19 protein-coding genes are annotated in these 23,586 nt (G+C 56.8%); 16 read left to right on the forward strand and 3 right to left on the reverse strand.

Translation table 11 applies throughout. The features are described 5' to 3' along the window. Positions 1–58 precede the first annotated feature (58 nt). The 4 genes from ugpA to ugpQ are packed head-to-tail and all read left to right on the forward strand — an operon-like array spanning position 59 to position 3,613. Positions 59–946, forward strand: coding sequence for a sn-glycerol-3-phosphate ABC transporter permease UgpA (gene ugpA, locus ENTHG_RS19265; protein ID WP_044183580.1), 888 nt, complete (start codon positions 59–61; stop codon positions 944–946). After that, the gene (gene ugpE, locus ENTHG_RS19270; protein ID WP_044183582.1) at positions 943–1,788 is read left to right on the forward strand and encodes a sn-glycerol-3-phosphate ABC transporter permease UgpE; all 846 of its coding nucleotides are present in this window, start codon (positions 943–945) and stop codon (positions 1,786–1,788) included. Before ugpA ends, ugpE begins: the two co-directional genes overlap by 4 nt. Positions 1,789–1,802: 14 nt before the next feature. Further along, positions 1,803–2,876 carry a sn-glycerol-3-phosphate import ATP-binding protein UgpC gene (locus tag ENTHG_RS19275; RefSeq protein WP_044183585.1) on the forward strand — a complete coding sequence of 358 codons (1,074 nt, stop codon included), beginning with the start codon at positions 1,803–1,805 and terminating at the stop codon, positions 2,874–2,876. Continuing rightward, positions 2,873–3,613 (forward strand): glycerophosphodiester phosphodiesterase, encoded by a 741-nt coding sequence (gene ugpQ / locus ENTHG_RS19280; RefSeq protein ID WP_044183588.1) that lies wholly within the window; start codon positions 2,873–2,875, stop codon positions 3,611–3,613. The genes ENTHG_RS19275 and ugpQ overlap by 4 nt, the downstream gene beginning before the upstream one ends. On the opposite strand, the gene ENTHG_RS19285 is transcribed toward ugpQ, so the two are convergent. Then, positions 3,610–4,059: a DUF2756 family protein gene (locus ENTHG_RS19285; RefSeq protein WP_044184026.1), complete on the reverse strand. Its 450-nt coding sequence runs from the start codon at positions 4,057–4,059 to the stop codon at positions 3,610–3,612. The two genes, ugpQ and ENTHG_RS19285, sit on opposite strands and share 4 nt — an antisense overlap. Positions 4,060–4,179: 120 nt before the next feature. Here ENTHG_RS19285 and ggt point away from each other — a divergent pair, with 120 nt between their 5' ends. Next, positions 4,180–5,970: a gamma-glutamyltransferase gene (gene ggt, locus ENTHG_RS19290; RefSeq protein WP_044183590.1), complete on the forward strand. Its 1,791-nt coding sequence runs from the start codon at positions 4,180–4,182 to the stop codon at positions 5,968–5,970. 116 nt (positions 5,971–6,086) lie between these two features. Here the strand turns inward: ggt and yhhY are convergent, their stop codons facing one another. Then, the gene (gene yhhY, locus ENTHG_RS19295; RefSeq protein ID WP_044183593.1) at positions 6,087–6,575 is read right to left on the reverse strand and encodes an N-acetyltransferase; all 489 of its coding nucleotides are present in this window, start codon (positions 6,573–6,575) and stop codon (positions 6,087–6,089) included. A 303-nt stretch (positions 6,576–6,878) separates the two neighbouring features. On the opposite strand from yhhY, the gene ENTHG_RS19300 reads away from it, so the two are divergent. From ENTHG_RS19300 to gntU, 5 genes are all read left to right on the forward strand, one after another. After that, positions 6,879–7,916, forward strand: a complete 1,038-nt coding sequence (locus ENTHG_RS19300) for an oxidoreductase (RefSeq protein WP_044183596.1) — start codon at positions 6,879–6,881, stop codon at positions 7,914–7,916. A gap of 124 nt (positions 7,917–8,040) precedes the next feature. Further along, a complete protein-coding gene (locus ENTHG_RS19305) occupies positions 8,041–8,736 on the forward strand; it encodes a pirin family protein (RefSeq protein ID WP_044183598.1) in 696 nt (231 codons plus the stop codon). A 101-nt stretch (positions 8,737–8,837) separates the two neighbouring features. Next, positions 8,838–9,833 carry a gluconate operon transcriptional repressor GntR gene (gntR, locus tag ENTHG_RS19310; RefSeq protein ID WP_044183600.1) on the forward strand — a complete coding sequence of 332 codons (996 nt, stop codon included), beginning with the start codon at positions 8,838–8,840 and terminating at the stop codon, positions 9,831–9,833. A 135-nt stretch (positions 9,834–9,968) separates the two neighbouring features. Beyond that, positions 9,969–10,490, forward strand: a complete 522-nt coding sequence (gene gntK, locus ENTHG_RS19315; RefSeq protein ID WP_044183603.1) for a gluconokinase — start codon at positions 9,969–9,971, stop codon at positions 10,488–10,490. A gap of 10 nt (positions 10,491–10,500) precedes the next feature. Next, positions 10,501–11,841, forward strand: coding sequence for a gluconate transporter (gene gntU, locus ENTHG_RS19320; RefSeq protein ID WP_044183606.1), 1,341 nt, complete (start codon positions 10,501–10,503; stop codon positions 11,839–11,841). Between the two features lie 110 nt (positions 11,842–11,951). Here the strand turns inward: gntU and ENTHG_RS19325 are convergent, their stop codons facing one another. Next, positions 11,952–12,545 carry a YhgN family NAAT transporter gene (locus ENTHG_RS19325; protein WP_044183609.1) on the reverse strand — a complete coding sequence of 198 codons (594 nt, stop codon included), beginning with the start codon at positions 12,543–12,545 and terminating at the stop codon, positions 11,952–11,954. Positions 12,546–12,704: 159 nt separating this feature from the next. On the opposite strand from ENTHG_RS19325, the gene asd reads away from it, so the two are divergent. The 6 genes from asd to glgP all read left to right on the forward strand — a co-directional run bounded on the left by asd (position 12,705) and on the right by glgP (position 23,520). Beyond that, positions 12,705–13,811 carry an aspartate-semialdehyde dehydrogenase gene (gene asd / locus ENTHG_RS19330; protein ID WP_044183612.1) on the forward strand — a complete coding sequence of 369 codons (1,107 nt, stop codon included), beginning with the start codon at positions 12,705–12,707 and terminating at the stop codon, positions 13,809–13,811. Positions 13,812–14,068: 257 nt separating this feature from the next. Then, positions 14,069–16,255 (forward strand): 1,4-alpha-glucan branching enzyme, encoded by a 2,187-nt coding sequence (glgB, locus tag ENTHG_RS19335; protein ID WP_044183614.1) that lies wholly within the window; start codon positions 14,069–14,071, stop codon positions 16,253–16,255. Continuing rightward, positions 16,252–18,228 (forward strand): glycogen debranching protein GlgX, encoded by a 1,977-nt coding sequence (gene glgX, locus ENTHG_RS19340; RefSeq protein ID WP_044183617.1) that lies wholly within the window; start codon positions 16,252–16,254, stop codon positions 18,226–18,228. The genes glgB and glgX overlap by 4 nt, the downstream gene beginning before the upstream one ends. A 14-nt stretch (positions 18,229–18,242) precedes the next feature. Continuing rightward, a complete protein-coding gene (glgC, locus tag ENTHG_RS19345; RefSeq protein ID WP_044183620.1) occupies positions 18,243–19,529 on the forward strand; it encodes a glucose-1-phosphate adenylyltransferase in 1,287 nt (428 codons plus the stop codon). A gap of 90 nt (positions 19,530–19,619) precedes the next feature. Continuing rightward, positions 19,620–21,053: a glycogen synthase GlgA gene (glgA, locus tag ENTHG_RS19350; RefSeq protein ID WP_044183623.1), complete on the forward strand. Its 1,434-nt coding sequence runs from the start codon at positions 19,620–19,622 to the stop codon at positions 21,051–21,053. A 19-nt stretch (positions 21,054–21,072) separates the two neighbouring features. After that, entirely contained in the window at positions 21,073–23,520 is a 2,448-nt protein-coding gene (gene glgP, locus ENTHG_RS19355; RefSeq protein WP_044183626.1) for a glycogen phosphorylase, read from the forward strand. Positions 23,521–23,586 lie beyond the last annotated feature (66 nt).

Raw genomic sequence — 23,586 nt, forward strand, 5'->3', positions numbered from 1 at the left:
CTCCCTCGCCCCTTTGGGGAGAGGGCCGGGGTGAGGGGAAAACTACCAGAGCCAAACTATGTCTTCATCCCGTCCGGTATTCCGCTCGCGCTGGCTACCTTATGCGCTGGTCGCCCCGCAGCTCATTATTACCCTCATCTTTTTTATCTGGCCCGCGGGGGAAGCGCTGTGGTACTCCGTGCAGAGCGTCGATCCTTTTGGCTTTTCCAGCCAGTTTGTCGGCATGGCGAACTTCACCGCGCTGTTTCATGACAGCTACTACCTCGACGCCTTCTGGACCACCATCAAATTTAGCGCGCTGGTCACCTTCTTTGGTATTTTCGCCTCGCTCTTTTTTGCCGCGCTGGTGGATAACGTGGTGCGCGGCAGCCGCCTCTATCAGACGCTGATGCTGCTGCCTTATGCCGTTGCGCCTGCCGTCGCCGCGGTACTGTGGATTTTCCTCTTTAACCCCGGGCGCGGGCTGGTGACCCATTTTCTGGCGGAGTTTGGCTACGACTGGAACCATGCGCAAAACAGCGGGCAGGCGATGTTCTTAGTGGTATTCGCGTCGGTCTGGAAGCAGATTAGTTACAACTTCTTATTCTTCTTTGCCGCGCTGCAATCGATTCCCCGCTCGCTGGTCGAGGCGGCGGCTATCGACGGCGCTGGGCCAATCCGTCGCTTTTTCAAACTGTCGCTGCCGTTAATCGCCCCGGTGAGCTTCTTCCTGCTGGTGGTGAACCTGGTTTACGCCTTTTTCGATACTTTCCCGGTTATTGACGCGGCGACCGCAGGCGGCCCGGTGCAGGCGACCACCACGCTCATTTATAAAATTTACCGCGAAGGCTTTGCCGGGCTGGATCTCTCCGCCTCTGCCGCCCAGTCGGTGGTGCTGATGGTGCTGGTCATCATCCTGACGGTGATTCAGTTCCGCTACGTTGAAAACAAGGTGCGCTATCAATGATCGAGAATCGTCCCGGCCTGACCCTGTTCAGCCATATTCTGCTCATCCTTGGCATCGTGACGATCCTGTTTCCGCTGTATGTCGCTTTCGTGGCGGCGACGCTGGATGCCAGAGCCGTTTTTGAAACGCCGATGACGCTGATCCCCGGCACGCATCTGCTGGAAAATATGCGCACTATTTGGGTCAACGGCGTGGGGGCCAACAGCGCGCCGTTCTGGCTGATGCTGACCAACAGCTTCATCATGGCGCTGGCTATTACCGTCGGCAAAATCGCCGTGTCGATCCTGTCGGCCTTCGCCATCGTCTGGTTTCGCTTCCCGCTGCGTAATCTTTTCTTCTGGATGATCTTCATCACCCTGATGCTGCCGGTGGAAGTGCGTATTTTCCCGACGGTGGAGGTGATAGCCAACCTGAAGATGCTGGACAGCTATACCGGCTTAACGCTGCCGCTGATGGCCTCTGCGACGGCTACCTTCCTGTTTCGCCAGTTCTTTATGACGCTGCCCGATGAACTGATGGAGGCCGCGCGTATTGACGGCGCGTCGCCGATGCGCTTTTTCCGCGATATTGTGCTGCCGCTCTCCCGCACCAACCTCGCGGCGCTGTTTGTTATCACGTTTATTTACGGCTGGAACCAGTATCTGTGGCCGCTGCTGATCGTCAGCGACGTCAGCCTTGGCACCGCCGTGGCGGGCATCAAAGGCATGATCGCCACCGGTGAAGGCACCACGCAATGGAACCTGGTGATGGCGGCGATGCTGCTAACGCTTATTCCCCCGGTAGTGATTGTGTTAGCCATGCAGCGCGCGTTCGTTCGTGGTTTGGTCGACAGTGAGAAATAAGGGAAACAACCTTCATGGCAGGACTTAAATTACAGGCCGTCACCAAAAGCTGGGACAACGGCAAAACCCAGGTGATTCAACCGCTAACGCTGGATGTGGCGGACGGGGAGTTTATTGTGATGGTCGGCCCGTCCGGCTGCGGCAAATCTACCCTGCTGCGCATGGTGGCGGGTCTTGAGCGCGTCACCGCTGGCGATATCTGGATTGACCAGCAGCGGGTTACCGAAATGGAGCCGAAAGATCGCGGTATCGCGATGGTCTTTCAGAACTACGCTCTCTATCCGCATATGAGCGTCGAGGAGAACATGGCCTGGGGGCTGAAAATCCGCGGTATGGGCAAAGGGCACATTGCCGAGCGGGTAAAGGAAGCGGCGCGCATTCTGGAGCTGGATGGCTTACTCCAGCGCCGCCCGCGCGAGCTTTCCGGCGGCCAGCGCCAGCGTGTGGCGATGGGGCGCGCTATCGTCCGCGACCCGGCCGTTTTTCTCTTCGATGAGCCGCTCTCCAACCTGGATGCCAAACTGCGCGTGCAGATGCGCCTGGAGTTACAACATCTGCACCGTCGCCTGCAGACCACTTCGCTGTACGTTACCCATGACCAGGTGGAAGCGATGACCCTGGCGCAGCGGGTAATGGTGATGAATAAAGGGGTGGCGGAACAGATTGGCACGCCGGTTGAAGTGTACGAGAAACCGGCCAGTCGCTTCGTGGCGAGCTTTATCGGCAGCCCGGCGATGAACCTGCTGGACGGGCGCATCAGCAGTACCGGCACCCACTTTGAGCTGGCGAGCGGCATGGCGTTGCCCATCAACTGGTACTATCGCGGCTACGCCGGACGGAAGATGACGCTGGGTATCCGCCCGGAACATATTGCGCTAAGCTCACAGTCCGCAGGGGGCGTCCCGCTGGTGATGGACACGCTGGAGATGCTGGGCGCGGATAATCTGGCCCACGGGCGCTGGGGCGACCATAAGCTGGTTGTCCGGCTGTCGCATCAGGAGCGCCCGACGGCGGGCAGCACGCTGTGGCTGCATCTGCCGGAAAACCATCTGCACCTTTTTGACGGTGAAACAGGACAACGCGTATGAGTAACTGGCCCTACCCCCACATTGTCGCCCATCGCGGCGGCGGCAAGCTCGCACCGGAAAATACCCTCGCGGCGATTGACGTGGGCGCCCGCCATGGTCACACCATGATTGAATTCGACGTGAAGCTGTCGAAAGACGGGCATATTTTTCTGCTGCACGATGACAATCTGGAGCGCACCAGCAACGGCTGGGGTATTGCGGGCGAACTGAGCTGGCAGGATCTGCTGAACGTAGACGCGGGCGGCTGGTACAGCGGCGAGTTTAAAGGCGAGCCGCTGCCGTTACTGTCGCAGGTGGCGGAGCGCTGCCGGACGCTGAATTTACTGGCCAATATTGAAATCAAACCCACCACCGGCACCGGGCCTGTCACCGGGAAAGCGGTGGCGCTGGCGGCCCGCGAGCTGTGGGCCGGTATGACGCCGCCCCTGCTCTCCTCGTTTGAAGTGGACGCCCTTGAGGCGGCGCAGGCGGCGGCCCCGGAACTGCCGCGCGGCCTGCTGCTGGACGAATGGCGCGACGACTGGCATGAACTCACTCAGCGCCTCGGCTGCGTGTCGATTCACCTTAACCACCGTCTTCTCGATGAAGCGCGGGTAGATGCGTTACGGGAGGCGGGGCTGCGTATTCTGGTCTACACCGTCAACCATCCCCAGCGCGCGTCGCAGCTGCTGCGCTGGGGCATTGACTGTATCTGTACCGACAACATTGCGGTTATCGGGCCTGATTTTCAGCCCTAGGGCGAGACGGTTTTTAACGGGATGTTAGCCTGCGGCGTCGTCACCGTATTCTGGTTTAGCATGTCGCCGTTACGTTTTTCCGGCAGCATATGCTGCTGCTGAGTTAAACCGGCGTCCGTATTGCTTCCCTGACGCAGCATCCCGCCATGGGTATTGGGCAGCACCTGCTGTTGCCCCACGTTCAGTTCGCCCGGCTGCGATTGCAGCACGCGCTGCGAGTTGTTGTTGATCTGCGATTCCAGATGCTGCTGCTGCATGCGCGTTTGCGTCTGCAACTGTTGGTTCAACATGCCTTTCTGAACCTGCTGCTGCGAGTGCATTTGCGTCTGCAGCCGCTGCTGGCTGGGGATCTGATAACCCGACATATTAGGGTTATTGGTGACGTTAAGCGGTTGTGCAAAAGCGGTCAGCGGTAAAAAAGCGGCCAGAATGAGCAGTTTTTTCATCATCGTATCCTCCCTGTGAGGTGTCCTTTTAGTTTAATCCGTTTCGCGCGCAACGATGATCTTTTAAGCGTTCTGAACCAGACTTAAGCGGGTACTCGGTCCTGTCTGTGGAGAACGATGATGAAGAAACAGAAGTTTGCGCGTTGGGTGGCGATTGCCGCTCTGATGGCGGGTGGCTGTTTTAGCGTTACGGCGGCACCACCGCCTGTCGATGCGCCAGCGCCCGTATCAGCACCCGCAACCGCCCCGGCGGCTGCTCCGGTGTCCTATGGCGTGGAGGCGGATGTTTTTCATCCGGTACGCGCAAAGCAGGGCATGGTTGCCTCAGTGGATGAAGCCGCGACCCGCGTCGGGGTCGATATCCTCAAACAGGGCGGCAACGCCGTGGACGCCGCCGTGGCGGTGGGCTACGCGCTGGCGGTCACCCATCCACAGGCCGGTAACCTGGGCGGCGGCGGGTTTATGCTGATCCGCACCAAAGAGGGCAATACCACCGCTATCGACTTCCGCGAAATGGCCCCTGCAGCGGCCACGCGCGATATGTTCCTGGACGATCAGGGTAACGCAGACAGCAAGAAATCGCTGACGTCGCACTTAGCCACCGGCACCCCGGGCACGGTGGCGGGCTTTTCACTGGCGCTGGAAAAATATGGCACCCTGCCGCTGAGTAAGGTGATACAGCCTGCCATTAAGCTGGCGAAGCAGGGGTTTGTGGTCAATGATGCGCTGGCGGATGACCTTAAAACCTATGGGAGCGAGGTGCTGCCGAATCACGACAACAGCAGGGCTATTTTCTGGAAAGATGGCGAGCCGTTGAAGAAGGGTGAAAAACTGGTGCAGGCCAACCTGGCAAAAAGCCTGGAGACGATCGCCGAAAAGGGGCCCGACGCTTTTTATAAGGGGGCGATTGCCGACCAAATCGCGCAGGAGATGAGTAAAAACGGCGGCCTGATGACCAAAGAGGATCTGGCTGCCTATAAAGCCGTTGAGCGCACGCCCATCAGCGGCGACTACCGGGGCTATCAGGTCTTCTCTATGCCGCCGCCCTCATCCGGCGGAATTCATATCGTGCAGATCCTGAATATCCTTGAGAATTTCGATCTGGCGAAATACGGCTTTGGCAGCGCCGACGCGCTGCAGGTGATGGCGGAAGCGGAAAAGTACGCCTACGCCGACCGCTCTGAATATCTTGGCGACCCCGATTTCGTGAAGGTGCCGTGGCAGGCGCTGACCAACAAGGAGTACGCCAAATCCATCGCTCAGCAAATCGACGTCAATAAAGCCAGACCGTCGAGCCAGATTCGCCCCGGCAAGCTGGAGCCTTATGAAAGTAACCAGACCACGCACTTTTCGGTGGTGGATAAAGAGGGCAACGCCGTCGCGGTCACTTATACCCTCAACACCACTTTCGGCACCGGCATTGTGGCGGGCAATACCGGGATCCTGCTGAATAACGAGATGGACGACTTTTCTGCCAAACCGGGCGTGCCGAACGTTTACGGGCTGGTGGGCGGCGATGCTAACGCCGTCGGGCCGGGCAAGCGCCCGCTCTCTTCCATGTCGCCAACCATCGTAGTGAAAGACGGCAAAACCTGGCTGGTGACCGGCAGCCCTGGCGGTAGCCGGATTATCACTACTGTGCTGCAAATGGTAGTAAACAGCATCGATTTTAAGATGAACGTTGCCGAGGCGACCAACGCGCCGCGCTTCCACCATCAGTGGCTGCCGGATGAGCTGCGTGTGGAAAAAGGGTTCAGCCCGGATACGCTCAAACTGCTGGAGCAGAAGGGGCAGAAAGTCGCCGTCAAAGAGGCGATGGGCAGCACCCAGAGCATTATGATTGGCCAGGACGGCATGCTGTATGGCGCGTCTGACCCGCGTACCGTAGATGATTTAACGGCGGGGTATTAAGGCTTCCCTCTTACACTAATTTCTTCCCAAAGGGACAATGGAAGCGGGAGTCCTTTGTTGCAGAAAGTATCAGGTGTGGTTTTTCTCCCTCTCTTTCGGGAGAGGGAGAAGAATTATTATTTTATCCGCGCCATAAAAAAGGCATCCACATATTCGCCGTTACGCAGGGCGAATTTTTTGCCGGTGCCTTCAATGCCAAAACCGAATTTGCGATACAGCGCCAGGCCTGCGGCATTATCCACAAAGACCGTTAGCTCGATGCGCTCAATACGCAGCCAGTTGTCGCACAGGTTGACCATCTCCTGCATCAGGGCGCTGCCAACGCCCCGCGCGCGAAACTGGGCGCCGACGCTCAGACCAAACGTCGCGACATGGCTGCGACGCGGGTTCGGTTCGACATCCATTACCAGATGGCCCGCCACCGTATCGTCAATACAGGCGACCAGATGGCGGCGGCCCGGACGGGGCATTAGCCTCTCCTGCCACATCTCCATTGAAGGATGAGGGATCTGTAGCGTGTCGTGATAGACCTCCGCATGGGCGGTAATCTGGCGTAATGGCTCGGCGTCGCGGGCTTCTGCATGGCGTATCACGATACGACTCATCTTTTTCTCCTCATTGTTGTTGTTCTGTAACAACTTCCGGGAGTTTCAGGAGAGGGTCAATGACTTTTTCGCAAAAAGGTGTAGACAAGTGCGAATGATAATGATTATTATTGCCTTGCGTTCAGGGAAACCCCTGCGGTAATCCTGAAAGCACGACATTGCTCACATTGCTTCCAGTATTATTTAGCCAGCCGGGTGCTGGCTTTTTTTATCCTCTTTCCACGCCCTAAGCCGCAGGGAATTGGGGCAGGGGGAAAACATGCGCTATGGTAAGTTCCGGGAACCTTAAAAAAGGACGAAACCATGACTTTACACTGCGCATTTATTGGATTTGGCAAAAGCACGACCCGCTACCACCTGCCTTACGTGCTACATCGCAAAGAGAGCTGGCACGTCGCACATATCTTTCGCCGCCATCCGAAACCGGAAGAGCAGTATCCGCAATATCAGCATATCCACTTCACTAGCGATCTGGATGAGGTGCTCAACGACCCGCAGGTGAAGCTGGTGGTGGTGTGCACCCATGCCGACAGCCATTTTGACTACGCGAAGCGGGCGCTGGAGGCGGGTAAAAATGTGCTGGTTGAGAAACCTTTCACCCCCACCATGGCGGAAGCCATCACGCTCTTTGAGCTGGCGAAAAGCAAAGGGCTTACCGTTACGCCTTATCAGAATCGCCGCTTCGACTCTTGCTTTCTTACCACTAAAAAGGTGATTGAAAGCGGTAAGCTGGGTGACATTGTCGAAATTGAAAGCCATTTCGACTACTACCGGCCGGTGGCGGAAACCAAACCCGGCCTGCCGCAGGACGGCATGTTTTACGGGCTTGGCGTGCATACGCTGGACCAGATTATCTCCCTGTTTGGCCGCCCGGACCATGTCTCCTACGATTTGCGCAGCCTGCGCAATAAAGCGAACCCGGACGACACTTTTGAGGCGCAGCTCTTTTACGGCGACCTGAAAGCCATTGTCAAAACCAGCCACCTGGTCAAAATCGACTACCCAAAATTCATTGTGCACGGCACAAAAGGGTCGTTTATCAAATACGGCATTGATCAGCAGGAGACCAGCCTTAAAGCCAATATCATGCCTGGGGATGCAGGTTTTGCGGCGGATGAAAGCACCGGCCAGCTGGAGTATGTGAATGCGGCGGGGGAGACAGTGCGGGAGACAATTACCCCGGAAACCGGCGACTACGGGCTGGTCTACGACGCGCTCTATTCGACCCTGACCTCCGGTACGGCCAATTACGTCAAGGAATCTGATGTTCTGACCAATCTTGAGATTCTGGAACGGGCGTTCGAGCAGGCCTCACCTGCCACAGTAACCCTTGCTAAGTAAGGGAGAATGCGCTTTTTCTGGTGATCAATTTTTTTGAACAGAGGAGTCAATTTTCACCCTCTATCATCGAACAGCGATCGCGTCCACACTGAGTCCATCGCAAACGAATACGAGGGTGAAACAGATGATCTACTTACGCAAAGCAAACGACCGTGGCCACGCAAATCATGGCTGGCTGGACTCCTGGCATACTTTTTCGTTCGCCAACTATTATGACCCGAACTTTATGGGCTTCTCTGCGCTGCGGGTGATTAACGACGACGTGATCGACGCGGGGCAGGGGTTTGGTTCCCATCCCCATAAAGATATGGAGATCCTGACCTACGTGCTGCAGGGCGCGGTGGAGCATCAGGACAGCATGGGGAACAAAGAGCAGGTACCGGCGGGTGAGTTCCAGATTATGAGCGCCGGCACCGGGGTTCGTCACTCCGAATACAACCCGAGCGCCACCGAACCGCTGCGTCTGTACCAAATCTGGATCATCCCGCAGGAAAACGGCATCGCGCCGCGCTACGAACAGCGCCGTTTCGACGCCGCCCAGGGGCGTCAGCTGGTGCTTTCGCCGGATGCCCGCGACGGTTCGCTGAAAGTGCATCAGGATATGGAGCTTTACCGCTGGGCGCTGCCGAAAGATGAGCAGGCTGCTTATCAGGTGGCGGCAGGCCGTAAAATCTGGATTCAGGTGGTTAAAGGCGACGTGAGCATCAACGGCACGAAAGCGACAACCAGTGATGGCCTGGCCATTCAGGATGAGCAGGCGCTGTCTATCCACGCCGACAGCGACAGTGAAATTCTGCTGTTTGACCTGCCGCCAGTTTGATCCGGCTTAAATAAATGACGCAACCTTCTGGTTAACACCGGAAGGTTGCGTGCTGTCCGTGTTAAACTGAGGCACGCTTTCTCAGTTTACTATTCAGGACGATGAAAAAGAAAAGACCCGTACTTCAGGATGTAGCCGACCGCGTTGGGGTGACCAAAATGACGGTCAGCCGTTTTTTGCGTAATCCGGACCAGGTATCCGTTGCGCTTCGGGCCAAAATAGCGGCTGCGCTTGATGAACTGGGTTATATTCCTAATCGCGCGCCTGATATCCTTTCCAACGCCACCAGCCGGGCGGTTGGCGTCCTGCTTCCCTCCCTTACCAACCAGGTTTTCGCCGAAGTGCTGCGCGGTATTGAAAGCGTGACCGATGCGCACGGCTATCAGACCATGCTGGCGCACTATGGCTATAAGCCTGAAATGGAAGAGGAGCGGCTTGAATCGATGCTCTCCTGGAACATTGATGGCCTGGTCCTTACTGAACGTACCCACACGCCGCGCACACTCAAAATGATTGAGGTGGCGGGCATTCCTGTTGTCGAACTGATGGACAGCAAATCCCCCTGTATCGATATCGCCGTAGGTTTTGACAACTTCGAAGCGGCACGGCAGATGACCGCCGCCATTATCGAACGCGGTCATCGCCGGGTGGCCTATCTCGGGGCGCGTCTTGACGAACGTACTATCATCAAACAGAAGGGGTACGAGCAGGCGATGCATGACGCGGGGCTTACGCCGTACAGCGTGATGGTTGAGCAGTCGTCGTCCTATACATCGGGCATCGAACTGATGCGCCAGGCGCGGCGCGAATATTCGCAGCTGGACGGTATTTTTTGCACCAATGATGACCTGGCGGTCGGCGCGGCCTTTGAATGCCAGCGTCTGGGGCTGAAAGTGCCGGACGACATGGCTATCGCCGGGTTTCATGGTCACGACATTGGTCAGGTTATGGAACCGCGTCTGGCAAGCGTCCTGACGCCTCGCGAGCGCATGGGCCGACTGGGCGCCGAGCGCCTGCTGGCGCGCATTCGTGGTGAGACAGTTACGCCAAAATTGTTAGATTTAGGTTTCACATTGTCACCGGGTGGATCCATTTAAGCTGACAAATTTGAAGTAGCTCACACTTATTCACTTCTTCCGCGAATGGTGATTGCTTCTCCATGACCCCAGCACGACAATGTTACCGATAACTGTTACCCGTAACAATTTCTGTTTATCTGTGGGAGCTACGCTTTGAGCACGATTAATCATGACCACCACGTCTATGTCCTGATGGGCGTATCCGGCAGCGGTAAATCCGCCGTTGCCAGCGAAGTGGCGCATCAACTCCACGCCGCGTTCCTTGATGGCGATTTTCTTCATCCGCGCAGCAACATCATGAAAATGGCCTCGGGCGAGCCGCTGAACGACGAAGATCGCAAACCCTGGCTGCAGGCGCTGAACGACGCGGCTTTTGCCATGCAGCGCACCAACAAAGTGTCGCTGATCGTCTGCTCCGCCCTGAAAAAGCGCTACCGCGATCTGCTGCGCGACGGTAACCCAAACCTTTCCTTTATCTATCTGAAAGGGGACTTTGAGGTCATCGAAAGCCGCCTGAAAGCGCGTAAAGGTCACTTCTTCAAAACGCAGATGCTGGTTACGCAGTTCGAAGCGCTGGAAGAGCCGGGCGCGGATGAGCGCGACGTGCTGATTGTCGATATTAACCAGCCTCTGGACGGTGTCGTCGCCAGCACAATTGAAGTGATTAACAAATAAAGGCAGTGTTGTGAGTACATTAACGTTAGTTTTGACAGCGGTAGGCTCCGTTTTGCTACTGCTGTTTTTAGTAATGAAGGCGCGGATGCACGCTTTTGTTGCTTTGATGGTGGTTTCTATTGGTGCAGGGCTCTTTTCCGGGATGCCGCTGGTAAAAATCGCGGCAACCATGGAAAAGGGGATGGGCGGTACGCTCGGCTTCCTGGCGATTGTGGTGGCGCTGGGCGCGATGTTCGGCAAAATCCTGCATGAGACCGGGGCGGTCGATCAGATTGCCGTGAAGATGCTTAAATCGTTCGGTCATAGCCGCGCCCACTATGCCATTGGCCTTGCAGGGCTGATTTGCGCGCTGCCGCTGTTCTTTGAAGTGGCGATTGTTCTACTGATTAGCGTGGCGTTCTCTATGGCGCGCCATACCGGTAAAAACCTGGTGCAGCTGGTTATCCCGCTGTTTGCCGGGGTGGCTGCCGCCGCGGCGTTTCTGTTGCCGGGGCCCGCGCCGATGCTGCTTGCCTCCCAGATGCATGCAGATTTCGGCTGGATGATCTTAATCGGCCTGTGCGCCGCTATTCCGGGAATGCTGATCGCGGGGCCGCTGTTCGGCAACTTTATTGGCCGTTACGTTGAGCTGCATATTCCCGACGACATTACCGAGCCGCACCTGGGCGAAGGTAAAATGCCTTCTTTTGCGTTTAGTCTTTCCCTCATTCTGCTGCCGCTGGTGCTGGTTGGCCTGAAAACCATCGCCGCGCGTTTCGTTACCGAAGGCAGCACGCTGTACGACTGGCTGGAGTTTATCGGCCATCCGTTTACCGCAATCCTTGTAGCCTGTCTGGTGGCGATTTATGGCCTGGCGATGCGTCAGGGGATGGCGAAAGATCGGGTGATGGAAATCTGTGGTCACGCGCTGCAGCCGGCGGGCATTATCCTGCTGGTGATTGGCGCGGGCGGCGTTTTCAAGCAGGTGCTGGTGGATTCCGGCGTCGGCCCGGCGCTGGGCGAAGCGTTGACGGGCATGGGGCTGCCGATTGCCCTGACCTGTTTTGTGCTGGCGGCGGCGGTGCGTATTATCCAGGGTTCCGCTACCGTAGCGTGCCTGACGGCGGTAGGGCTGGTGATGCCGGTAATCGAGCAGCTGCACTATTCCGGCGCGCAGATGGCGGCGCTGTCGATCTGTATCGCGGGCGGCTCAATTGTGGTCAGCCATGTGAATGACGCGGGCTTCTGGCTGTACGGTAAATTCACCGGCGCGACGGAAGGGCAAACGCTGAAAACCTGGACGCTGATGGAAACCATCCTTGGCACCACCGGCGCGATTGTCGGGATGATTGCCTTTACGCTGCTGAGTTGATTGTTTTCTGCGGGGAGGAGTGCGGTCTGGTGCCCTCACCCCGGCCCTCTCCCACAGGGAGAGGGAGCAAACACTAAAAAAGACAGCTTGCGCTGTCTTTTTGCGTTTACCTAGCCTTTCATCCACGCCCGGATGCCGTCCAGGAACATCTGGGTGGCGAGCATCACCAGAATTAACCCCATCAGGCGCTCCAGCGCGTTCACCCCTTTCTCGCCCAGCAGACGTAAAAACAGCGATGATTGCAGCAATACCGCCACCGTGCCGCCCCAGGCGATTAGCAGGGCGATCACCAGGTGCCCCATCTGGTTGGGGTACTGGTGCGAGAGCAGCATCAGCGTGGCGAGCAGCGTCGGCCCGGCGACCAGCGGGATGGCCAGCGGCACGATAAACGGCTCTTCACCGGCAGGTAGCCCGGTGCTGCTGCCGGAGGCGCTGGGAAAAATCATCTTAATGGCGATCAGGAAAAGAATGATGCCGCCCGAAATAGAGACGGTTTCGGCGCGCAAATTAAGAAACGCGAGGATTTTCTCCCCGGCGAAAAGAAACACCAGCATCAGCGCCAGCGCGATCAGCAGCTCGCGGATCATAATTTTACGGCGGCGTTTAGGTTCCGTGTGTTTCAACACCGACATAAAAATCGGCAGGTTCCCGAGAGGGTCCATAATCAGGATCAACAACACTGCCGCAGAAATAATTTCGTTCATTATCAATTACCCGTTTTCCGCTAATTAGCGGTATTTCTGATGGCTTGCCCATCATTGATTAATTTCACTTGCGACTTTGCGTGCATTTTGTAATGTGGATATTCGCGCCAGTTGGAAACTGGCTCGCACACACAGCACACACCTCGCAGGAAATACGCTATGAAAAATGTTGGTTTTATCGGCTGGCGCGGAATGGTCGGCTCCGTCCTCATGCAACGCATGACAGAAGAGCGTGACTTCGACGCCATTCGCCCTGTCTTCTTTTCAACTTCCCAGTTCGGCCAGGCGGCTCCCGCGTTCGGCGGCAAGTCTACCGGCACATTGCAGGACGCATTTAACCTGGAAGCACTGAAGGCCCTCGACATCATTGTCACCTGCCAGGGCGGCGATTATACCAACGAAATCTATCCAAAGCTTCGTGAAAGCGGCTGGCAGGGCTACTGGATTGACGCCGCCTCTTCGCTGCGTATGAAAGACGACGCCATCATCATTCTCGACCCGGTGAACCAGGGGGTTATCACCGACGGCCTGAACAACGGCATCAAAACCTTTGTCGGCGGCAACTGTACCGTCAGCCTGATGCTGATGTCGCTGGGCGGCCTGTTCGCAAGCGATCTGGTGGAGTGGGTCTCCGTGGCCACTTACCAGGCGGCCTCCGGCGGCGGCGCGCGTCATATGCGTGAGCTGTTAAACCAGATGGGGCAGCTGTATGGCCACGTAGCCGATGAGCTGGCGACGCCGTCTTCCGCTATCCTGGATATTGAGCGTAAAGTCACTACTCTCACCCGCAGCGGCTCTCTGCCGGTGGACAACTTTGGCGTGCCGCTGGCGGGCAGCCTGATCCCGTGGATCGACAAGCAGCTTGATAACGGCCAGAGCCGCGAAGAGTGGAAAGGCCAGGCGGAGACCAACAAAATTCTTGGCACCACGACCACCATCCCGGTTGACGGGCTGTGTGTTCGCGTCGGCGCGCTGCGCTGCCACAGCCAGGCCTTTACCATCAAATTGAAAAAAGATGTTTCTATTCCGACTGTGGAAGAACTGCTGGCCGCCCACAACCCGTGGGCGAAAGTGGTGCCGAACGATCGCGATATCACCATGCGCGAGCTGACCCCGGCAGCCGTCACCGGAACGTTATCGACGCCGGTAGGTCGCCTGCGCAAGCTGAACATGGGGCCGGAGTACCTCTCCGCCTTTACCGTTGGCGACCAGCTTCTATGGGGTGCTGCGGAGCCGCTACGCCGCATATTGCGTCAGCTGGCGTAAGCAAAATGTGACTAAAGGGGGCGATACGCCCCCTTTTTTTGTGTATTAAAAAATAAGAAATTTACCGTGATATTTATCGGGAGATAGAGAAAGGGTTGGCTATGCTTTAGGTAGGGCGAATACGCGCCCTGCCTGAGAGTGGGACGGCGCAGAGAGGATGCACATTATGTGCTGCGCCGTTCAGGTCAAAAAAAGTGTCGCTGCCGGGTGAATAAAATCACCCGGAACAATGCGGCATACATAAAAAGGATGAAACCATGTCCGTTCGTGTAGACAGAGACGTGATTAACGCGCTAATTGCAGGCCACTTTGCGGACCCCTTTTCCGTACTCGGCATGCACCAGACCGACGCCGGGCTTGAAGTCCGCGCCCTCCTGCCCGATGCAACAGAAGTGTGGGTTATCGAACCCAAGACCGGGCGGAAAGTCGGTAAACTGGAATGCATCGATTCGCGTGGCTTCTTTAGCGGCGTCCTGCCGCGTCGTAAAAACTTCTTCCGTTATCAACTGGCGGTCATCTGGCACGGTCAGCAAAATCTGATCGACGACCCGTACCGCTTTGGTCCCTTAATACAGGATATGGATGCCTGGCTTCTTTCAGAAGGGACCCACCTGCGCCCGTATGAAACTTTAGGCGCGCATGCCGATACGATGGATGGCGTGACCGGCACCCGTTTTTCCGTCTGGGCGCCTAACGCCCGCCGCGTCTCCGTCGTCGGGGAATTTAACTACTGGGATGGTCGTCGTCACCCTATGCGCCTGCGCAAGGAGAGCGGCATCTGGGAACTCTTCATTCCCGGCGCCCACAACGGCCAGCTCTACAAATATGAATTAATTGACGCGCACGGTAACCTGCGTGTTAAAGCCGATCCCTATGCCTTTGAAGCGCAAATGCGCCCGGACACCGCCTCGCTGATTTGCGGCCTGCCGGAAAAAGTTGAGCAGACGGAGGCGCGCAAGCAGGCCAACGCCTTTGACGCGCCCATCTCCATTTACGAAGTGCATCTCGGTTCGTGGCGTCGCCATACCGATAACAACTTCTGGCTTAGCTATCGCGAACTGGCGGATCAGCTGGTCCCTTATGCCAAATGGATGGGCTTTACCCATCTTGAACTGCTGCCGATCAACGAACATCCGTTTGACGGCAGCTGGGGCTATCAGCCAACCGGCATTTATGCGCCAACCCGCCGCTTCGGTACGCGCGATGACTTTATCTATTTTATTAAGGCTGCCCACGCGGCTGGCCTGAGCGTCATTCTCGACTGGGTGCCGGGCCACTTTCCTGCCGACGACTTTAGCCTGGCGGAATTTGACGGCACCGATCTCTATGAGCACAGCGACCCGCGCGAAGGCTACCATCAGGACTGGAACACCCTGATCTACAACTATGGCCGCCGCGAAGTGAGCAACTATCTGGTGGGTAACGCGCTCTACTGGGTTGAGCGTTTTGGCATTGACGCCCTGCGTGTAGATGCGGTGGCCTCAATGATCTATCGCGATTACAGCCGCAAAGAGGGGGAGTGGATCCCTAACGAGTTTGGCGGTCGTGAAAATCTGGAAGCGATTGAGTTCCTGCGTAACACCAACCGGATTCTTGGCGAGCAGGTGCCCGGTGCGGTAAGCATGGCGGAAGAGTCCACCGACTTCCCCGGCGTCTCGCGTCCGCCGTCACAGGGCGGCCTTGGCTTCTGGTACAAGTGGAACCTGGGCTGGATGCACGACACGCTGGATTATATGAAGCTTGATCCGGTCTATCGCCAGTATCATCACGATAAGCTGACCTTCGGTTTGCTTTACAACTACACGGAAAACTTCGTGCTGCCGCTCTCCCATGACGAAGTCGTCCACGGCAAAAAATCGATCCTCGATCGCATGCCGGGAGATGCATGGCAGAAATTCGCCAACCTGCGCGCCTATTACGGCTGGATGTGGGCCTTCCCCGGTAAAAAACTGCTCTTTATGGGCAATGAATTTGCCCAGGGACGTGAATGGAACCACGACAGCAGCCTTGACTGGCACCTGCTGGAAGGGGGCGATAACTGGCACCACGGCGTACAGCGGCTGGTACGTGATATGAACGGCCTCTATCGCCATCATAAGGCGCTGCACGAGCTGGATTTTGATCCTTACGGTTTTGAATGGCTGGTGGTGGACGACAATGAACGCTCTGTCTTCATCTTTGTACGCCGTGACAAAGCGGGCAATGAAATCATTGTCATCAGCAACTTCACGCCGGTGCCGCGCCACGACTATCGTTTCGGTATTAACCAGCCGGGGCGCTGGCGCGAAGAGTTGAATACCGACTCCATGCACTATCACGGCAGCAATACCGGCAACGGCGGTGTGGTACACAGTGACGATATACCTTCTCACGGCAGGCCGCAGTCGCTCTCTGTCACTATCCCGCCGCTGGCTACCGTCTGGCTGGTTCGGGAGGCGGAATGAGGGCGCTAGCCATAGGCAAACCGGAGCCGCTGGGCGCGCATGTTGAACAAGACGGCGTGAATTTCACGTTGTTTTCAGCGCACGCCGAGCGGGTTGAGCTGTGCCTTTTCGATGAAGAGGGCAATGAACAGCGCTACGATCTGCCTGCCCGTAGCGGCGATGTCTGGCACGGCTTTCTTCCGGGAGCGGCGCCGGGGCTGCGTTACGGCTATCGGGTACATGGACCGTGGGAGCCTGCAAACGGCCACCGCTTTAACCCGGCGAAACTGCTGCTCGACCCCTGCGCCCGGCGCGTAGACGGCGAGGTAAAAGACGAGCCGCTGCTGCACGGCGGTTATGATATGCCTGACCCTCGTGACAGCGCCCCCGTCGCGCCGAAAAGCGTGGTCGTCGATGCCTCCTTTAACTGGGAAAACGATACGCCGCCACGAACGCCGTGGGGGAAAACGGTTATCTACGAAGCCCACGTTAAGGGGCTGACCTTTCTGCATCCTGATATCCCTGCCGATATTCGCGGCACCTATAAAGCCCTCGCCCATCCGGTGATGCTCAACCACTTCAAAACGTTGGGCATTACCGCGCTGGAGCTGCTGCCCGTTGCCCATTTTATCAGCGAGCCGCGCCTGCAGCGGCTGGGGCTTAGCAATTACTGGGGCTATAACCCGCTGGCGCTGTTCGCGCCCGATCCCCGCTATGCCACCTCGCCACAGACCGCCATGAACGAGCTGCGCGAGGCGGTGAAAGCGCTGCACCAGAACGGGATTGAGGTGATCCTCGATATTGTGCTGAATCACACCGCGGAAATTGACCTGCACGGTCCTACGCTCTCACAGCGCGGAATTGATAACCGTAGCTATTATTGGATCAGGGACGACGGTGATTACGAAAACTGGACCGGCTGCGGCAATACCCTGAATTTAAGCAGGCAGGGCGGCATGGCCTGGGCGTATAGCTGCATGAAGTATTGGGTCGAGACGTTCCATATCGACGGCTTTCGTTTTGATCTGGCGACGGTATTAGGGCGGACGCCAGCGTTTAGCCAGCAGGCGCCGCTATTTAAGGCTATTGAACAGTGCCCGCTACTCTCGCAGGTGAAACTTATCGCTGAGCCGTGGGATATCGGCGAAGGCGGCTATCAGGTGGGGAATTTTCCGCCGCTTTTTGCCGAGTGGAATGACCATTTCCGCGACGCGACACGCCGCTTCTGGCTGGAAGCGTCGCTCTCAACCGGCGAGTTCGCCGGGCGGTTCGCCGCCTCCAGCGATCTGTTTCGTCGTGACGGGCGCTTGCCCCACGCGTCCGTCAACCTTGTGACGGCGCATGACGGTTTTACGCTAAGGGATTGCGTGAGTTTTAACTCTAAGCATAACGAAGCCAACGGCGAGGAAAATCGCGACGGTACTAACAGCAACCACAGTTTTAATCATGGTATAGAAGGACTGGGCGGCAGTTTTGACGTAACGGAGAGAAGGCGAGCAAGCGTCCATGCCCTGATGACAACGCTGCTGCTCTCTCAGGGAACGCCAATGCTGCTGGCAGGTGATGAACTGGGCCATAGCCAGCATGGAAATAACAACGCCTACTGCCAGGACAACGCGTTAACCTGGCTCGACTGGAAACAGGCGAACAGCGGGCTTGTGACGTTTACGGCTGCGCTTATTCGCCTGCGTCAGCATATCCCGGCGCTTGTCGCGGATAGCTGGTGGGATGAAGGCGATGGCAATGTGCAGTGGTTCAACAAGGATGCGCGACCGTTAAGCCCCGAAGAGTGGCAACACGGCGTTCACCGCCTGCAAATCCTGCTTTCGGGCCGCATTCTGCTTGCGATTAACGCAACGCACGAGTTGGCCGAAATGGTATTACCCGAAGGGGAATGGCGTGCTGTTCCTCCGTTCGCCGGTGAGGACAATCCGGTAGTCATGGCTGTCTGGCATGGGCCCGCGCACGGAGTGTGCGTATTTGCAAGGTCATAAAAAAGGAGTTCGTCATGGTGAGATTAGAAAAAAACGATCCGTTAATGTTAGCGCGCCAGCTGCCATTAAAATCTGTAGCCCTGATCCTGGCGGGAGGTCGCGGGACTCGCCTGAAAGATTTAACCAAAAAACGCGCCAAGCCTGCGGTACACTTCGGTGGTAAATTTCGCATCATCGATTTCGCCTTATCCAACTGTATTAACTCCGGCATTCGTCGCATTGGCGTTATCACGCAGTACCAGTCCCACACGCTGGTGCAGCATATCCAGCGCGGCTGGTCCTTCTTCAATGAAGAGATGAACGAGTTTGTCGACCTGCTCCCGGCCCAGCAGCGCGTGCATGGGGAAAGCTGGTACCGCGGCACGGCGGATGCGGTGACCCAGAACCTCGACATTATTCAGCGCTATGGCGCGGAGTACATCGTCATTCTGGCAGGCGATCATATCTATAAGCAGGACTACTCCCGCATGCTTATCGACCATGTCGAAAAGGGTGCGCGTTGCACCGTGGCCTGCCTGCCGGTGCCCGTTCAGGAAGCAACCGCTTTTGGGGTTATGGCGGTTGATGAAAATGACAAAGTGATCGACTTTGTTGAAAAACCGGCCAACCCGCCCAGCATGCCCGGCGACAGCACCAAGGCGCTTGCCAGCATGGGTATTTACGTTTTTGACGCGGAATACCTCTACGAACTGCTGGAAGAAGACGATAAGGATGAAAATTCCAGCCATGACTTCGGCAAGGACATCATTCCGCGCATCACGAAGGCTGGCATGGCTTATGCACATCCTTTCCCTTTATCCTGCGTACAGTCAGACCCGGAATCAGAGCCGTACTGGCGCGATGTCGGTACGCTTGAAGCGTACTGGAAAGCGAACCTTGACCTGGCGTCGGTCGTACCAGAACTTGATATGTATGATCAAAACTGGCCTATCCGTACCTATAATGAATCTCTGCCACCGGCGAAATTTGTTCAGGACAGATCGGGTAGCCATGGTATGACGCTAAATTCGCTGGTTTCAGGCGGTTGCGTGATATCGGGATCGGTCGTCGTGCAATCGGTATTGTTCTCGCGCGTGCGCGTTAACTCGTTTTGTAATATCGACTCCGCAGTATTGCTGCCGGAGGTTTGGGTGGGACGCTCTTGTCGTTTGCGGCGCTGCGTTATTGACAGAGCCTGTGTGATTCCCGAAGGAACAATAATTGGTGAGAACGCGGAAGAAGACGCCCGCCGATTCTACCGTTCCGAAGAGGGGATTGTGCTGGTGACGCGCGAAATGTTACGCAAATTGCAGCAAGAGTAACAGCATCGAATAACCTTGCGCGGAAGGGGTCCGCGCGCTGTTCTTCCCGCTAGAGCCTGGAAAATGTTAGCGGTTTTGACAGGAGCGATAATGCAGGTTTTACATGTATGTTCTGAGATGTTTCCGTTGCTTAAGACCGGCGGTCTGGCAGATGTTATTGGCGCATTGCCTGCGGCGCAAATTGCCGATGGGGTCGATACACGCGTACTGCTGCCCGCGTTTCCTGATATTCGCCGGGGGGTGACCGATGCAAAAGTCGTCTCTCGCCGGGAAACGTTTGCCGGTTCTGTCTCTTTACTGTTCGGGCATTTCAACGGGGTGGGGATCTATCTGATCGATGCGCCGCATCTCTACGATCGTCCCGGCAGCCCCTACCATGATACGAACCTTTTTGCCTATACCGACAACGTGCTGCGCTTTGCGCTGCTGGGCTGGGTAGGGGCGGAGATGGCCAGCGGGCTGGACCCGTTCTGGCGGCCGGATATTGTGCACGCGCATGACTGGCATGCGGGCCTTGCGCCTGCCTACCTTGCCGCGCGGGGCCGTCCGGCTAAATCAGTATTTACCGTGCATAATCTCGCCTATCAGGGTATGTTTTATGCGCAACACATGAACGACATCGACCTCCCCTGGTCCTTCTTTGACATGAACGGGCTGGAGTTTAACGGCCAGATTTCGTTCCTGAAGGCTGGCCTTTACTACGCCGACCACATTACGGCAGTCAGTCCGACTTACGCCCGCGAGATCACCGAACCGCAATATGCGTATGGTATGGAAGGGTTGCTGCGCCAGCGCCATTCGGAAGGGCGGCTTTCCGGTATTCTCAACGGCGTGGATGAAAAGATTTGGGACCCGGCGACAGACCTGCTGCTGACGTCGCGCTACACGCGGGACACGCTGGAAGAGAAGGCGGAAAACAAGCGTCAGCTGCAGGTGGCGATGGGGCTGAAAGTGAACGACAAAGTGCCGCTGTTCGCGGTGGTGAGTCGTTTAACCAGCCAGAAGGGGCTGGATTTAGTGCTGGAAGCGCTGCCCGGCTTACTGGAGCAGGGCGGGCAACTGGCGCTGCTTGGCGCGGGGTATCCGGTGCTGCAGGAAGGGTTCCTGGCGGCAGCGGCAGAACACCCCGGCCAGGTGGGTGTACAAATCGGTTATCACGAAGCGTTTTCCCATCGGATCATGGGCGGCGCGGACGTTATTCTGGTTCCGAGCCGCTTTGAACCCTGCGGGTTAACGCAACTTTATGGACTTAAGTACGGCACCCTGCCGTTAGTTCGCCGTACGGGCGGGCTGGCGGATACGGTGACCGACAGCTCACTGGAGAATCTGGCAGATGGAATCGCCACGGGTTTTGTATTTGAAGACAGTAATGCCTGGTCGCTGCTTAGAGCGATTCGGCGTGCTTTCGTGTTGTGGTCCCGTCCTTCACTGTGGCGCTTTGTTCAGCGTCAGGCGATGGGCATGGATTTTAGCTGGCAGGTCGCCGCGCAGTCGTACCGCGACCTTTACAATCGGTTGAAATAGCCTTCCAGGAATCACTTATATGAATGCACCATTTACCTATGCATCGCCCACTCTAAGCGTCGAGGCATTAAAACATTCAATTGCTTATAAGCTGATGTTTACGATCGGCAAAGATCCGGTCATTGCCAATAAGCATGAATGGCTTAACGCGACGCTGTTTGCCGTGCGTGACCGGCTGGTGGAGCGCTGGCTGCGTTCCAACCGTGCCCAGCTTTCTCAGGAAACGCGGCAGGTCTATTACCTGTCGATGGAGTTCCTGATTGGCCGCACGCTCTCTAACGCGCTGCTCTCGTTGGGTATTTACGACGACGTGAAAAACGCGCTGGAAGAGATGGGACTGGATCTGGAAGAGTTGATCGACGAAGAGAACGACCCCGGCCTCGGCAACGGCGGCTTGGGGCGTCTTGCTGCCTGCTTCCTTGACTCCCTTGCCACCCTGGGGCTGCCGGGGCGCGGCTACGGTATTCGCTATGACTATGGCATGTTCAAACAGAACATTGTCGACGGGCGGCAGAAAGAGTCCCCTGATTACTGGCTGGAGTACGGTAACCCGTGGGAGTTCAAGCGCCACAATACCCGCTACACCGTCCGCTTTGGCGGCCGCGTGCAGCAGGAAGGGAAAAAATCCCGCTGGCTGGAGACGGAAGAGATTCTCGCCGTTGCCTATGACCAGATAATTCCCGGCTATGATACCGACGCCACCAACACGCTGCGCCTGTGGAACGCCCAGGCCAGTAGCGAAATCAACCTCGGTAAATTCAATCAGGGCGATTACTTCGCGGCGGTAGAGGATAAAAACCACTCCGAAAACGTATCGCGCGTGCTCTATCCTGACGACTCCACCTACTCAGGCCGCGAGCTGCGCCTGCGTCAGGAGTACTTCCTTGTTTCCGCGACCATTCAGGACATCCTTAACCGTCACTATATGCTGCACAAAACCTACAGCAACCTGGCGGATAAGATTGCTATTCACCTCAATGACACGCACCCGGTACTGTCGATCCCGGAGCTGATGCGCCTGCTGATCGATGAGCATAAATTCTCCTGGGATGAGGCCTTTGAAGTCACCTGTCAGGTCTTCTCCTACACCAACCATACGCTGATGAGCGAAGCGCTGGAGACCTGGCCGGTCGATATGCTGGGCAAAATCCTGCCGCGCCATCTGCAAATCATTTTTGAAATTAACGACTACTTCCTGAAAACCATTCAGGAGCAGTATCCGGAAGATACCGGCCTGCTGAGCCGCTCCTCCATTATCGACGAGTCCAACGGGCGCCGTGTACGGATGGCCTGGCTGGCGGTAGTGGCGAGCCATAAAGTTAACGGCGTGTCTGAACTGCACTCCAACCTGATGGTGCAGTCTTTGTTCGCCGATTTCGCCAAAATCTTCCCGATGCGCTTTACCAACGTCACCAACGGCGTGACGCCGCGTCGCTGGCTGGCGCTGGCCAACCCGCCGCTGTCTGAGGTGCTGGATGAGCACATTGGCCGTACCTGGCGTACCGATCTGAGCCAGCTTGCCGAGCTGGAGCAGCATGTCGATTACCCGCTGGTAAACCTGGCCGTTCGTCAGGCGAAGCTGGAGAACAAAAAACGGCTGGCGACCATCATCGCCCAGCAGTTGAACGTGGTGGTCAATCCGAAGGCGCTGTTTGACGTGCAGATCAAGCGCATCCACGAATACAAGCGCCAGTTGATGAACGTCCTGCACGTGATCACCCGTTATAACCGCATTAAGGCTGACCCGAAGGCGCAGTGGGTGCCGCGGGTGAACATCTTCGCCGGGAAGGCGGCCTCTGCCTACTATATGGCGAAGCACATTATTCATCTTATCAACGATGTGGCGGCGGTTATCAATAACGATCCGCAGATTGGCGACAAGCTGAAAGTGGTCTTTATCCCGAACTACAGCGTGAGTCTGGCGCAGGTGATTATTCCGGCGGCAGACCTCTCCGAGCAGATTTCGCTGGCGGGCACGGAAGCGTCCGGCACCAGCAACATGAAATTTGCCCTCAACGGCGCGCTGACCATCGGTACGCTGGATGGCGCTAACGTCGAGATGCTGGAGCATGTGGGTGACGAGAATATCTTTATTTTCGGCAACACGGCGGAGGAAGTTGAGGCGCTGCGCCGCCAGGGCTACAAGCCGCGTGAATACTACGAGAAGGACGAAGAGCTGCATCAGGTACTGACGCAAATCGCCACCGGTCTGTTCAGCCCTGACGAACCGACCCGCTACCGCGATCTGGTGGATTTGCTGATTAACTTTGGCGATCACTACCAGGTGCTGGCGGACTACCGTAGCTATGTCGACTGCCAGGATAAGGTTGACCAGCTGTACCTGACGCCGGAAGAGTGGACCACTAAAGCGATGCATAACATCGCTAACATGGGCTATTTTTCCTCCGACAGGACCATTCAGGAGTATGCCGACAATATCTGGCATATCAGCCCGGTGCGGCTGTAACGTCCACGCTGCTGTCCTCAACGGAGCCGCCTGGCTCCGTTTTTTTATGTCATAAAACACCGCTTT

The organism is Phytobacter massiliensis JC163 (assembly GCF_000321045.1).
In the GTDB taxonomy this organism is placed as follows: Bacteria; Pseudomonadota; Gammaproteobacteria; order Enterobacterales; family Enterobacteriaceae; genus Phytobacter_A; species Phytobacter_A massiliensis.